The sequence below is a fragment of the Mesorhizobium sp. M7A.F.Ca.US.014.04.1.1 genome (genome assembly GCF_003998745.1).
In the GTDB taxonomy this organism is placed as follows: Bacteria; Pseudomonadota; Alphaproteobacteria; order Rhizobiales; family Rhizobiaceae; genus Mesorhizobium; species Mesorhizobium ciceri.
On the sequence record NZ_RZRW01000112.1, the window covers coordinates 1 to 12683 of the forward strand.

At 62.3% G+C, this 12683-nt stretch carries 13 protein-coding genes; 8 read left to right on the top strand and 5 right to left on the bottom strand.

What is annotated here, in order from left to right; translation table 11 throughout:
- Window positions 1-32 precede the first annotated feature (32 nt).
- The 4 genes from EOA22_RS10425 to EOA22_RS10440 all read left to right on the top strand — a co-directional run bounded on the left by EOA22_RS10425 (window position 33) and on the right by EOA22_RS10440 (window position 5128).
- Complete coding sequence (locus tag EOA22_RS10425) at window positions 33-1154, top strand: ATP phosphoribosyltransferase regulatory subunit (protein ID WP_063170131.1); 1122 nt, start codon at window positions 33-35, stop codon at window positions 1152-1154.
- Window positions 1151-1849 (top strand): ATP phosphoribosyltransferase, encoded by a 699-nt coding sequence (gene hisG, locus EOA22_RS10430; protein WP_127389955.1) that lies wholly within the window; start codon window positions 1151-1153, stop codon window positions 1847-1849. The genes EOA22_RS10425 and hisG overlap by 4 nt, the downstream gene beginning before the upstream one ends.
- 333 nt (window positions 1850-2182) lie before the next feature.
- Window positions 2183-3955, top strand: a complete 1773-nt coding sequence (locus tag EOA22_RS10435; RefSeq protein WP_024502336.1) for an AMP-binding protein — start codon at window positions 2183-2185, stop codon at window positions 3953-3955.
- Window positions 3956-4024: 69 nt separating this feature from the next.
- Window positions 4025-5128: a calcium:proton antiporter gene (locus EOA22_RS10440; protein WP_013530361.1), complete on the top strand. Its 1104-nt coding sequence runs from the start codon at window positions 4025-4027 to the stop codon at window positions 5126-5128.
- Between the two features lie 243 nt (window positions 5129-5371).
- Here EOA22_RS10440 and EOA22_RS38760 read toward each other — a convergent pair whose 3' ends face one another.
- From EOA22_RS38760 to EOA22_RS10455, 4 genes are all read right to left on the bottom strand, one after another.
- Window positions 5372-5605, bottom strand: a complete 234-nt coding sequence (locus EOA22_RS38760; protein WP_224621641.1) for a LysR substrate-binding domain-containing protein — start codon at window positions 5603-5605, stop codon at window positions 5372-5374.
- 36 nt (window positions 5606-5641) lie between these two features.
- Window positions 5642-5809 carry a LysR family transcriptional regulator gene (locus EOA22_RS38765; protein WP_224621640.1) on the bottom strand — a complete coding sequence of 56 codons (168 nt, stop codon included), beginning with the start codon at window positions 5807-5809 and terminating at the stop codon, window positions 5642-5644.
- Window positions 5810-5989: 180 nt separating this feature from the next.
- Window positions 5990-6664 carry a TetR/AcrR family transcriptional regulator gene (locus EOA22_RS10450; protein ID WP_013530362.1) on the bottom strand — a complete coding sequence of 225 codons (675 nt, stop codon included), beginning with the start codon at window positions 6662-6664 and terminating at the stop codon, window positions 5990-5992.
- Between the two features lie 114 nt (window positions 6665-6778).
- Complete coding sequence (locus EOA22_RS10455) at window positions 6779-7723, bottom strand: nucleoside hydrolase (RefSeq protein ID WP_013530363.1); 945 nt, start codon at window positions 7721-7723, stop codon at window positions 6779-6781.
- Window positions 7724-7824: 101 nt separating this feature from the next.
- On the opposite strand from EOA22_RS10455, the gene EOA22_RS10460 reads away from it, so the two are divergent.
- The 4 genes from EOA22_RS10460 (at window position 7825) to EOA22_RS10475 (ending at window position 11671) form a co-directional block, all read left to right on the top strand.
- Window positions 7825-8832, top strand: a complete 1008-nt coding sequence (locus tag EOA22_RS10460; protein WP_013530364.1) for a 2-oxoglutarate and iron-dependent oxygenase domain-containing protein — start codon at window positions 7825-7827, stop codon at window positions 8830-8832.
- A gap of 93 nt (window positions 8833-8925) precedes the next feature.
- Complete coding sequence (locus EOA22_RS10465; RefSeq protein WP_063170135.1) at window positions 8926-9783, top strand: ABC transporter substrate-binding protein; 858 nt, start codon at window positions 8926-8928, stop codon at window positions 9781-9783.
- Window positions 9784-9926: 143 nt separating this feature from the next.
- Window positions 9927-10868: an amino acid ABC transporter permease gene (locus EOA22_RS10470; RefSeq protein WP_013530366.1), complete on the top strand. Its 942-nt coding sequence runs from the start codon at window positions 9927-9929 to the stop codon at window positions 10866-10868.
- Window positions 10865-11671: an amino acid ABC transporter ATP-binding protein gene (locus tag EOA22_RS10475; RefSeq protein ID WP_013530367.1), complete on the top strand. Its 807-nt coding sequence runs from the start codon at window positions 10865-10867 to the stop codon at window positions 11669-11671. The genes EOA22_RS10470 and EOA22_RS10475 overlap by 4 nt, the downstream gene beginning before the upstream one ends.
- Window positions 11672-11757: 86 nt before the next feature.
- Here EOA22_RS10475 and EOA22_RS10480 read toward each other — a convergent pair whose 3' ends face one another.
- Window positions 11758-12435 (bottom strand): MIP family channel protein, encoded by a 678-nt coding sequence (locus EOA22_RS10480; RefSeq protein ID WP_013530368.1) that lies wholly within the window; start codon window positions 12433-12435, stop codon window positions 11758-11760.
- Window positions 12436-12683 lie beyond the last annotated feature (248 nt).

Genomic DNA, 12683 nt, shown 5'->3' on the forward strand with positions numbered 1-12683 from the left:
CCAGAGGGTCGTGCAGCACTGAGGTCAGCAAGTTGACCTCCCGCACCCCCGCCATCTCCACCGACATCACCAACCTCTTCGCCACGCGCAACACGCACGCCGTCGAGGTCGCCATATTGCAGCCGGCGGACCCGTTCCTCGACATGGCCGGCGAGGATTTGCGCCGCCGGATCTTCCTCACCGAAAGCGAAACGGGGCAGACGCTCTGCCTGCGGCCGGAATTCACCATTCCGGTCTGCCTCGACCACATAAGTTCGCAGGCCGGCACGCCGCGCCGTTATTCCTATCTGGGCGAGGTGTTTCGCCAGCGCCGCGAAGGCGGCAACGAGTTCTTCCAGGCCGGCATCGAGGATCTCGGCGACCGCGATACCGCGCAAGCGGATGCCCGCTCGGTGGCCGACGCGCATGCGCTGCTGTCGCTGGTGCTGCCTGGCCAGGCATTGGCGATCACGCTTGGCGACCAGACCATTTTCGAGGCGGTGCTGGCCGCCCTTGGCCTGCCGCGCGGCTGGCGCATGCGTCTTGCCCGCGCGTTCGGCTCGTCGCCGATGCTTGAGGCGGCACTCGCCGATCTTGCCAACCCGCCGCGCAACAGCCAGCTCTCGGGTCCGGTCGCCGCTCTGGTCCTCGACGGTGATCTGGACGGACTTTCCGCCCATATCGCCAGCGGCATGGAAGAGGCCGGCCTGTCGGCGTCCGCCGGACGCGCGCCGTCCGACATTGCCCGGCGGCTGATCGAGAAAGCCGAATTGCGCAGCGTTCGGCTGTCGAGCGAGGCGTTTTCCGCGCTGAAGGATTTTCTGGCGATCGACGTTCCGCTAGATCGCGCGGCCCAGGCGCTGGAGACCTTCGCCGCCGACGCCGGTCTGTCACTCGATGTCGCGCTGGAAAAGTTCGCAGCCCGCGCCAAGGCGATCGAAGCGCATGGCTTGCCGGCCGATAAAATCCGCTACGACGCCGCGTTCGGCCGCCCGCTCGACTACTACACCGGCCTGGTTTTCGAAATCGCGGCCGACAATGGCGACCGGCCGTTGGTCGGCGGCGGCCGCTATGACCGGCTGCTGACCTTGCTTGGCGCCAAGACGCCGATCCCCGGCGTCGGCTTTTCGGTCTGGCTCGACCGCATCGAGGCATTGCGGGAGACGGCGCCATGATCACGCTGGCGATCCCGTCCAAAGGCCGCCTGAAAGAGCAGGCGCTGGACGTGCTGGCCAAAGCCGGGTTAGCCGTCAGCCTGCCCGGCGACGAGCGCAAATACCACGCCCGCGTCGAGGGCCTGGACGATGTCGAAGTGGTGTTCCTGTCGGCTTCCGAGATATCAGGCGAGATCGGCCAGGGTGCCGTCGATCTCGGCATCACCGGCGAGGACCTGGTGCGTGAAAACCTTGCCGACTGGGAGAGCCGCGCCGAAATCGTCGCCCGTCTCAGTTTTGGCCATGCCGATGTCGTGGTGGCCGTGCCGGACATCTGGCTCGATGTCGACACCATGGCCGACCTCGACGACGTCGCTGCCGATTTTCGCCAGCGCCATGGCCGGCGGCTGCGCATCGCCACCAAATACTGGCGGCTGACCCAGCAATTCTTCGCGCAGAAGCACGGCATCCAGGTTTATCGCATCGTCGAAAGCCTGGGGGCCACCGAAGGTGCGCCGGCGGCCGGACTGGCCGATGTCATCGTCGACATCACAACCACCGGCTCGACGCTGCGCGCCAATCATCTCAAGGTGCTGGGCGATGGCCTCGTCCTTCGCTCGCAGGCTTGTCTCGTGGCGTCCAGGAAGACACGGGCGGCGGCCGATGAAGCGGTCCTGCGCGACATCGCGGCGAAGATGGCGGCTGCGGTCGGATAGCGGCGGGCCTTCGCCCGCTGCCCCTCACGGCTCCGAACCCGGCTTGAAAACCCTGACGGCGGCCGTCCCGCGGTGTCGGTAGCCTTGCGCCGGGGCTTTCCTGTATAGGAATTATTTCCTTGACTGGTGAGAGCAGCTATGCTACATTTTTACCTATGGTGCTGATTTGCGCCAGTGACCCGCCGCCCAGGCGGGTTTTTGCGTTTGATGTTCATCAACCAACGAAGGCCCCGAAGCGTCGTGGGCCGGATCGTTGCCCTGCCACGACTATCGCCGGGATTTTCACCACCCCCTCAGGCTGATAGGCTCGGCCAATCCCGGGAGGAGAGAGCGATGCCGGTCAATCTCGACGAGCTGAAGAATGCCAGCAATCTGCGCGGACGCGGAGCGCGAGCGGGCGGTGTCTTCGTCGCACCCGTCGATGGTAGGGCGCATGTCTCTGGCGAACGCAGCGTGCCGCTGCTCGACAAGACCATCCCCGCGCTGTTTTCCGAGACGGTCAGCAAATATGGCACGCTCGACGCCGCCGTCTTCGTCGACCAGAACAAGCGCTTCACCTGGAGCGAACTTTCGGACACGGTGGATGCGCTGGCCGCCGGCTTCCTGGCACTGGGCCTGGCAAAGGGCGATCGCGTCGGCATCTGGTCGCCCAACCGCTGGGAATGGCTGGTGACGCAGTTCGCCACCGCCCGCATCGGCCTGATCCTGGTCAACATCAACCCGGCCTACCGGTTGACCGAGCTCGACTATGCGCTGAACAAGGTCGGCTGCAAGGCGCTGGTCACCGCTGCCAGGTTCAAGACGTCAGATTATCTCGGCATGATCGAGACGCTGGCACCCGAGATCGCCAAGGCCACGCCGGGCAAGCTCAAGGCACAAAAACTGCCGGCGTTGAAGATCGTCATCCGCATGGGTGACGAGAACTCGCCCGGCATGTTCAATTTCGGTGATGTGCTGGCCATGGCCGGGCGTGACGAGCATGACAGCCTCGACCGCATCTCTGAGAAGCTGAAGCCGGGCGAAGCCATCAACATCCAGTTCACCTCAGGCACCACGGGAGCCCCCAAGGGCGCGACGCTGACCCACGGCAACATCGTCAACAACGGCAATTTCGTCACTTCGGCGATCAAGCTGACCGCCGACGACCGGCTCTGCATACCAGTGCCGCTCTACCACTGCTTCGGCATGTCGATGGGCACGATGGGTTGCGTCTCGAAAGGCGCCACCATGGTTTTCCCGGGAGAAGGGTTCGACGCCGGCGCCACGCTGAAGGCGGTGGCTCAGGAACGCTGCACCGGGCTCTATGGCGTACCGACCATGTTCGTTGCTCTGCTGGATCATCCGGATTTTTCCGCCTTCGATCTCTCCAGCCTGCGCACCGGCATCATGGCCGGTTCGCCATGCCCGATCGAGGTGATGAAAAAGGTGGTGTCGCTGATGCATATGGAACAGGTGACCATCGCCTACGGCATGACCGAGACCAGCCCGGTGTCGTTCCAGAGCGGCGTCGACGACCCCCTGGAAAAGCGCGTCTCGACCGTCGGGCGCATCCACCCCCATGTCGAGGTCAAGGCGGTCGATGCCGATGGCGCTACAGTTGCGGTCGGCGTACCGGGTGAGCTTTGCACGCGCGGCTATTCGGTGATGAAGGGTTACTGGGACGACGACGACAAGACCCGCGAGGCGATCGACGCCGACGGCTGGATGCACACCGGCGACCTCGCCACCATCGACGCCGAGGGCTATTGCAACATCGTCGGCCGGGTCAAGGACATGGTCATCCGCGGCGGCGAGAACGTCTATCCCAGGGAGGTCGAGGAATTCCTCTACCGCCATCCAAAGGTCAAGGAGGTGCAGGTGTTCGGTATTCCCGACGCCAAATATGGCGAGGAGCTGTGCGCCTGGATCGTGCTCAAGCCCGGCCAGATCGCCACCGAGCAGGAGGTCAGAAACTTCTGCGCCGGCCAGATCGCCCATTACAAGATCCCCCGCCACATCCGCTTCCGCACCGAATTGCCGATGACGGTGACCGGCAAGCCGCAGAAGTTCCTGATGCGCGAGGCGATGGTGGAGGAACTGGGCTTGGTGACGCAGAAGACGGCGTGAACGGGTGAACGCTTCGATCTGTCGGTGCGCGAATGCAGCCACGGTTCGCAGCAGCGCGCAGGGGCTTGCATGAGCGGTTTCGGACGTTCGGTGACTTCATATGCGATGCCGCTGGCCGCCTTGGTGATGGCTGTCGCCGTCAGGGCAGGCGGGCTGTCGGCGGACGAAGGTTCGCTGGGCGTCAGGATACTCGTCGGAGCGCTTTCGAGTGCGATCATGTTCACCACCATTTTCGTGGTGCTCGACCACGCCGAGGCGGTGGCTCGGCGTGTAGGAGAGCCCTACGGCACATTGGTGCTGACTTTTGCCGTGACGGCAATCGAGGTGTCGATCATCGTTTCCATGATGCTGCATGGAGAGAACAACCCTACGCTTGCACGTGAGTCCGTCTTTTCAACGGTGATGATTGCATCTACCGGCGTCGTCGGCACGTGTCTTGCGCTTGGCGGCTGGCGCCATCGCAAGCAGGCAATTGTTCGACAAGGGACCAGCGCATATTTGGCGGTTCTGATCGCGCTGACCATCATGACGCTTATTCTGCCGACCTACACACAAGCTACGGGGCCGGGCACATTTTCGGCAGCTCAACTTGGCTTTGTGAGCGTGCTTTCGGTGCTGCTTTATGCAAGTTTTGTGTTCGCGCAGACTGTCCGCCACCGAGAAGACTTTGTCGAAGGGCAGGCCCACGGCGTTTCGCTGCGGACTGCTCCTCACGAAAGCGTCTTTGCCAGCGCTCTGTTGCTGATGGCCGGCCTGATCGGCATTGTCATGCTCGCCGAGCAGGTCGCGGCAAGCGTCGAAGATACGCTCGTTGCCTACCAGGTGACCCAGGCTGACAGTATTGTGGGGGCAATGATCGCCGGGCTGGTGTTGATGCCGGAGGCCATTTCGGCGGTTCGCGCTTCACTCAACAATGAGCTGCAACGCGGTTTGAATGTCGCGATGGGTTCCGCTTGCGCCACAATCGGTTTGACAATACCGGCGGTCGCAGCCGCCAGCCTGCTGACGGGCAGAGGGTTAACCCTGGGGCTTCCAGCGACTGACACAGTGCTTTTGATTTTAGCGCTCTTCATATGCAATGTGAGCTTTAGTACTGAAAGAACAACATTCTTGACGGGCGCTGTCCATATCGTGGTATTTCTTACATACATATTTCTTATATTTGTGCCATGAACTCTGGCTCAGGTTGGCGCTTGAGGGCTGGCTCGCGCTGCGGCTGGGCAATGGCCGACGTCGGCTGTAAACCCCGATTGGCATCCAACATCGGTGGGGCGTCCACGCCGCCATGGCGCTGCATCGTCGAAATGAGCAGATGGTCGAGGGCACAGAATTCGTCCAGGGTGATCGGTCCCTTGCCGCGCGGATGGCCGTGCCCCTGGGCGGTGACGAATTCCTCTTCGAACAGTTTCTGCCTGATCAGGCCACTCGAACGTCTTCCGCGGCTCCGATGAAGAGATCGATGTCGCCCTGCTCCAGGTGCTCGACGATCCTCGGCTTGTCGGGCACCGTAAAGGCGACCTTTGCGTTGGGAGCTTGGGATTTGAACCGCGGAATGAGGTCCGGAGCCAGGATCGCTGCCGGATTGTCCGTTGCGGCAATGCGATAGACACGTTTGCTTGTGGCGGGGTCGAACAGATGAGCAGTATTCACGAAATCGCTCAACCGAGCAGCCGGACGAGTTCGGGCTCAAGTGCCAGGGTCGTTCAGCAATTGACGCAGCCGCGTCAGGCGGGCCGACAAGGCCGATTGGGTAATGTTCAATCTCGACGCCGCATGGGTGACGTTCTGGTGCTTCAACAGCGCATCGAGTGTCAGCAGCAAGCCAACGTCGAAATCCGATAGCCGTTTTGTCAATGGGACCTCGAACCAGCAGGCGCTATTCAATCGGTAGCGCTCTCTAGCACGGTTCCGGAGATTGAAGGACAATGGCTTCGAAGTTTACTGCCGCCTATGGCGATTTTGCGACAGGTGCTGCTCCTCGCCACAACGCGGCCCGACCGTTCCAGATGGCACGACTGTTTCCAGCCAGAGGTCCTAACGACGATCGGCCCGCATCTCCGTCGACTTCGGCGCCGTGCCGGGTTCTTGAACGAGCGGTCCGAGCAGCACTTCTCCGAACAGTGGCTGGTAGCGGCGGCGCACGGCCGGGTCTTCCTTGAAGGACAGTGCGTACTGGCCGATCTGGTGGAAATAGGTGATGCGCGCCCGCACGATGCTCTCGTCTTCCGAATAGCCCATGGCGCGGAACGCCCGGATGAGCAGCGCGATGCGCAGATCGTCGATGTCCTTGACTTCCTGAGCGAGCTTTTTCGATGTCCGTGACCAATCGCGAACAGCCAAGTCAAGCAGCGGGCTGAAAGGGGCTTCATCCACCCAGACATGCACGATGTCGGTGAAGAACTGCAGGCCGTCTATGTCGTGGATCTCGCGCATCGCCCAGAACGGCGCGCAATTGCTGTTTCGCCATTCCTGCAAGAGGCCGCCGCGAAGGTCCGCCAGGCTGGCAAAATGGAAATAGAAGCTGCCCCGCGTGACCTTCAACTGCTGCGCCAGGCGGTCGATCTTGACCTCGCCGATGCCGCGCTTTTCCAGCACCTTGCGCGCCGCCGCAATCCAGGCCTCACGGCTGAGCGTCTGCCGCGCCGCTTTTGATCGCACCGCCGGTCGAGGCGGTCGTTTCGTTTTCGCCAGCACGCCTTTCCCGTTCATGAAATTCGAGACCTTCGTCGCCGCGCGCAACGCGCATGGCCGATTCGCCTATCGAACCGCCCCGTGACTGCTTCGCAATTCTCCGTGTCACCGTCTATCGCCGGATACGCATTTTCAGGGCAGTGCACTGATCCGCTCCAGCATCAGCGTGAAGAACGGCGCCGGATCGATCCGGCGCAGGACATTGCAGTTCTTGCGGCGGCCGGTGACGTGCCACCAGTCGACGACGGTCATGCCTATGGTTTCGGGCGAGACGATATCGACCGTCACGGCGCACTGGCGCTGCTCGTAGATCCCCGGGGCCAGAAGGTAACCGGTGACGCACGCATCGTGGATGGGACGCGCCGCCGTCGCGAATTTGTGGGTGCCGTATTGGCGATAGAAGTCGGCCATGTTGGCGGCCTCGATCGCCGCGCGACTGCCGGTGGCGCGCAGGGCGTCGAGCCATTCAGGCGTCATCAGGGCAGTGTAGGTGCAGTCGATGCCGGCCATCGTCACCGGGACGCCGCTGTCGAACACTTTGTGCGCGGCATGCGGATCGACAAAGATGTTGAACTCCGCGGCAGGCGTGGCATTGCCGCCTTGAAAAAAGCCCCCGCCCATCAGCACGACTTCGCGCAGCCGAGGGACGATTTTCGGTTCCATGGTCATGGCCATGGCCAGGTTGGTCATCGGCCCGAGCGTGCAGACGGTCAACGCGCCTTCCGGCGCATCCATGATCGTGCGCACCAGGTAATTGACTGCGTGCTCGCTCTGCAGCGGTGTGACGGGTTCGGGCAGATCGGCGCCGTCGAGGCCCGTTTCGCCGTGAACATACTCGGCCGTGATCAGCTTGCGCACCATCGGCGCCGGGCAGCCGGCATAGACCGGCACATCGGGTCGTCCGGCAAGTTCCACGACCTTGAGCGCATTCTTCGACGTTAGGGCAAGCGGCACGTTGCCGCCGACTGTCGTGATGCCGACTACCTCGAGTTCGGCTGGCGAGCCTAGCGCGAAAAGGATCGCGAACGCGTCATCCTGACCTGGGTCGGTGTCGATGATTATCTTGCGTGGTGCCATTGTGCCGCGTTTTTCCCGTTGCGCTCGAAAGCCTATTGCTGAGGCGATTTGGATGTGTAGAAATACAGTACTGTATCTTATGTTCAAGAGAAGGTGTTCGAATGGACGCACGCGGCGACTTTTCCGAAATTCCGATCATCGATGTGTCGGCGCTCTATGGCGATGACCAGGAAGCGATCGCCGCGACGGCGGCGACACTGCGCCGCCATCTCGAGACGATCGGCTTCCTCTATGTCGTCGGGCATCCGATCCCGCGTGCCGACGTCGAAGCGGTTCGCGAAGCCAGCAAGCGCTTCTTCGCTCTGCCCGAGGAGCAGAAACTGGCGCTGAAGATCGACAGGAATTTCCGCGGCTACCTGCCCTTTGCCGGCTCGACGATCGTGACGTCGTCGGTGGCGACAGTAAGCAAGCCGAACCAGAGCGAATCGATCTTCTTCATGCACGAGGTCGAGGCCGACGACCCCAGGACATTGGCCGACAAGCCGCTGCAGGGTCCCAACCAGTGGCCGGACGAGGCAACGCTTGCTGGCTTCAGGCCAACGATTGAACGCTATGTCGATGAGATGAGCACACTGGCCCGCAAAATGGTCGGCGCCATCGCTCTTTCGCTTGGACTTCCGACCGACAGTCTCGACCGTTATTTCGATCAGCCGACAACCTTCCTGCGGTTGCTGCACTACCCGACGCAGCCGCATGAGGAGGGGCTATTCGGTTCGGCCCCTCACACCGATTACGGCTTCATTACACTGCTGGCGCAGGACAATGTCGGCGGCCTGGAAGTCAAGAACAAGGCGGGCGAATGGGTTCCCGCGCCTCCGGTCCCGGACTCCTTCGTGATGAATGTCGGCGACATCCTGGCGCGCTGGTCGAACGACCAGTTCGTCTCGACGCCGCATCGCGTCATCAACCGGTCGGGGCGCGAGCGCTATTCCCAGCCCTTCTTCTTCGACCCGTCCATGGATGAAACGATCGAGGCGCTGCCGGTCTGCGTGCCGGCCGGTAGCCAGCCGAAATATGAGCCGGTGCTCTACGGCGACTATCTGATGGAGCGCATCGACAAGAACTACCATTACCGCAAGAAAAAGGCTGCGGAAGCAGCCGGTACATAGACGGATCAATGCTTGGCTGCGGCGATGAGGACGCGAGGCCCTGATTGGAGAGCAGACTGCAGGAAACGTTGTAATCAAAAAAGGGGAACGAAAATGAGAGCACATTTACAGATGGCAGGTTTGGCGCTGGCCGCACTTGCCATAGTCTGGAGCGGACCTTCAGGCGCCGCCAAGGTGACGAAATCGGCCGAGGTTCAGCAGACCGGCATGCTGACCGTCGCCAACACGCTGGACTATGCGCCTTTCGAGTATCTCGACGCCGACGGCAAACAGACCGGGATTATCATAGAACTGGCCGGTGAGGTGGCCAAGCTGGTCGGCGCCAAGCTGGACGTGGCGCGCACACCTTTCCCCTCGATGATACCGGGCCTGGCGGCCGGCCGTTTCAAGGTCGCTTGGGAGACTTTCTCCGCCACGCCGGAGCGGCTCAAGCAGGTCGATTTCGTCATGTTCCTGAAGGCCGGCCTGGCTGTTTCGACGTCGCCGGACAAGAAGGCGAGTTTCAGCGGCGACACCCCGCTCTGCGGCAAGCGGATCGGCGTTTCGGCAGGCAGCGCATCGGATTTCCTGGTCGACAAGCTGAGCACGGATTGCACCGGCAAGGGCCAGGCAGCCATCGAAAAATCGGTCTTCAACTCGTCGACGGATATCGTCCAGGCGGTGCTGTCCGACCGCGTCGACGCCCGCATGGACGATGCGACCGCCTCGAGCTATTTCGAGGTCACCAGCAAGGGCCAGCTCGTGGTGCTGCCGACCCTCTATGAAGTCGCGCCGCTCGGCATGGCGATCGCCAAGGACGACAAGGAGACCGCCGATATGATGGTGGGCGCACTCTCCGAGCTGTTCAAGAACGGCACCTACAAGGCTATTCTCGACAAATACGGCATGGGCGCCTACGCGATCAAGGAGCCCTATTTCGTCGGCAGCATGGAGGCGTTGCGCGCCGACTGACAAAGTTTTGTCCAGTCGGACGCACTTTGTTCTAAAACTTTGATCATGCTTTCCGAAATCATTTGGGGCTGATGCGATAGCGGTTGTCGGCGTCCGGTCTCGTGCCGGGCGCCGCTTCCGGATCAAGACCAGGAGAAGCAGCGATGGGCGCGGCCCACCCAAACGAGATACGCATCGAGCCGGGCGTCGCCGAGGCGGTTTCGCGCCTGACCGTCATGCCGCAGCGCCGCTACGGCATCTGGGTCGGCACGGCGCTGGCCCTGCTGGTGGCATTCCTGATCATCCGGGCCTTCGCCAGCAACCCTGCCTTTGCCTGGCCTACGGTGGTGAGTTACCTCCTGCATCCCTCTGTCATGCGCGGCCTTGGCAACACCTTGATGCTCACCGCGGTGATCATGATATTGGCGATCGTTGTCGGCACGGTCATCGCCATCATGCGCGTGTCGCCAAGCCCGGTGCTGCGTGCCTTCGCGGGTCTGTACGTCTGGTTTTTCCGTGGCGTACCGGCCCTGATACAGCTGATCTTCTGGTTCAACCTGTCGCTGCTGGTGCGCGAAGTCTCGTTGACCATCCCCTTTGTCGGCACGCTGTTTTCCGTGCGCACCAATGATTTCATGACTCCGTTCTTCTCTGCCGTCGTCGCCCTTTCCCTGTGCGAGGCGGGCTACATGGCCGAGATCATCCGGGCCGGCATCAAGTCGGTGCCGTCGGGCCAGGCTGAGGCGGCGAGCGCGCTTGGCATGCCGTACCGCATGATCCTGAAGCGCATCACGCTGCCGCAGGCGATGCGCTTCGTACTGCCGCCAACCGGCAATGAGGCCATTAACCTCCTGAAGATGACGTCGCTGGTGACATTCATCGCCGTCGACGACCTGTTCTATTCGGCGCAGAGCATCTATGCGCGCACCTTCGAGACGATCCCGCTTCTGATCGTGGTCGCCTTCTGGTATCTCGCGGTAGTCAGCATCATGTCGGTGGGACAGCATTTCCTCGAGCGACATTTCGGTCGCAGCGATACGCGCCGCGATGCCGTGACGATGCGCTTCCTGCGCAACATCATCAGCCTGCGTGGCATTTCCCGATGAGCGACGTGAAGGACGAAAATCGCGCCCGCTTCGGCGTCCCAGCCGACTCCATGGTTTTCGCGCGCGGCGTGCGCAAATCCTATGGTCCGCTCGAGGTTCTCAAGGGTGTCGATCTCGACGTACCCGTCGGATCGGTCGCCTGCATCATCGGCCCTTCGGGTTCCGGCAAGAGCACATTCCTGCGCTGCATCAACCATCTCGAGAAGCTCAGCGCCGGCATCCTGCTCGTCGACAGTCAGTTCGTCGGCTACGACCTTAGGGACGACAAGCTCTACGAGGTCAAGGACGACCTGCTTTGCCGGCGGCGCGCCGAGACCGGCATGCTGTTTCAGTCGTTCAACCTGTTCTCCCACATGACCGTGATGGAGAATTTGATTGAGGCGCCGACGCAGGTTCGGCGCATCCCCCCGGACGAGGCAAAGGCCGAAGCGGAGATTCTGCTTCGGCGCGTCGGTCTCCTGGACAAGGTCGACCGGTATCCGAGGGAACTGTCCGGCGGCCAGCAGCAGCGTGTCGCCATCGCGCGCGCGATGGCGATGAAGCCGAAAGTCCTGCTCTTCGATGAGCCGACATCGGCGCTCGACCCCGAACTCGTTGGCGAGGTGCTGCAGGTCATGCGCGATCTGGCCGAAAGCGGCATGACGATGGTCGTGGTCACCCACGAGGTAGGCTTCGCCCGCGAGATCGGCGATCAGCTGGTTTTCATGGATGGCGGTGTGATCATCGAACGCGGCGCTCCGCGCGAGATGATTGCCAATCCGGTATCGCCCCGAACCCGCGAGTTCCTGTCGCGGGTGCTTTGACGGCAAGAGAATCCACCCAAGAGAAGATCCACAAAAAAAGCGCGGGCCATGGCCCGCGCCTTCGCATATTCAGCCTTCCAAAGAGCTCAGTCCTTCTCGAAGATGCGCGCCTTGGCGACGACGCCGGCAATGGCGCCGCCGATCAACGGTGCCACGATGAACAGCCAGAGCTGGCCGATCGCCGCAGTTCCCGAAAACAGCGCCGGACCGATCGAGCGGGCCGGGTTGAGCGACGTGCCGGTCACCGGGATGATGGCGAAGTGCAGCCCTGCCAGCGTCAGGCCGATGACCAGTCCGGCGAACGCCGTCGAGTGCTTTTCGGCCGTGACGCCAAGGATCACGGTGACGAAGGTGAAGGTGCCGATCACTTCCCACAGGAAGGCCGAACTGACACCCCATTTCGTCACATCCCAGCCATTGGCGCCGAAGCCGGTGGTGTGTCCGCCAACCTGGCCGGAGACGATGATCCACAACGCCAGTGAAGCAAGGACGCCGCCGATGACCTGCGCGATCCAGTAGGGGATGACGTCCTTGGCCGGCAGGCGGCCGGCAAGGAAGACGCCGAGCGTCACCGCCGGGTTGAGATGCGCGCCCGAAATGGGGCCGATCGCATAGGCCGCGGCGATGAGGCCGATGCCGAACGCCAGACCGATCCCTTCCTGGCCAAGCGGCAGCGCGCCGCCGAAGCCGCCCGTCACCACAGAAGCCGTACCGATGAACACCAATAGAAATGTGCCTAGAACTTCCGCCAGATAAGTCTTCATTGCCCTCTCCTCGTGTCGATCCGCCGGTTCACCTTTTCGCGCCGCGAATCACAATCGGAAGAGTATTCGCAACCAGAAAAGTTGGAAAGCAGAGCGGTTGTGCCGGCCGACCTGCTTGTGCGCGCCGGTTGCGCGCTCTAGAGCAGGGCCGGAATAATTTTCTGCGTGACGGAACAAGACAATGCGACTGGGCGGAAGGCTGGCTGCGGCCATCGAAGTGCTGGAAGACATCGGCCGGAGCCACCGGC

Excerpts from the sequence above, each read along its gene's own strand:
- hisG (WP_127389955.1), top strand. The coding sequence starts at position 1,151 with ATGATCACGCTGGCGATCCCGTCCAAAGGCCGCCTGAAAGAGCAGGCG.
- EOA22_RS10435 (WP_024502336.1), top strand. The coding sequence starts at position 2,183 with ATGCCGGTCAATCTCGACGAGCTGAAGAATGCCAGCAATCTGCGCGGA.
- EOA22_RS10440 (WP_013530361.1), top strand. The coding sequence starts at position 4,025 with ATGAGCGGTTTCGGACGTTCGGTGACTTCATATGCGATGCCGCTGGCC.
- EOA22_RS10450 (WP_013530362.1), bottom strand. The coding sequence starts at position 6,664 with ATGAACGGGAAAGGCGTGCTGGCGAAAACGAAACGACCGCCTCGACCG.
- EOA22_RS10455 (WP_013530363.1), bottom strand. The coding sequence starts at position 7,723 with ATGGCACCACGCAAGATAATCATCGACACCGACCCAGGTCAGGATGAC.
- EOA22_RS10460 (WP_013530364.1), top strand. The coding sequence starts at position 7,825 with ATGGACGCACGCGGCGACTTTTCCGAAATTCCGATCATCGATGTGTCG.
- EOA22_RS10465 (WP_063170135.1), top strand. The coding sequence starts at position 8,926 with ATGAGAGCACATTTACAGATGGCAGGTTTGGCGCTGGCCGCACTTGCC.
- EOA22_RS10470 (WP_013530366.1), top strand. The coding sequence starts at position 9,927 with ATGGGCGCGGCCCACCCAAACGAGATACGCATCGAGCCGGGCGTCGCC.
- EOA22_RS10475 (WP_013530367.1), top strand. The coding sequence starts at position 10,865 with ATGAGCGACGTGAAGGACGAAAATCGCGCCCGCTTCGGCGTCCCAGCC.
- EOA22_RS10480 (WP_013530368.1), bottom strand. The coding sequence starts at position 12,435 with ATGAAGACTTATCTGGCGGAAGTTCTAGGCACATTTCTATTGGTGTTC.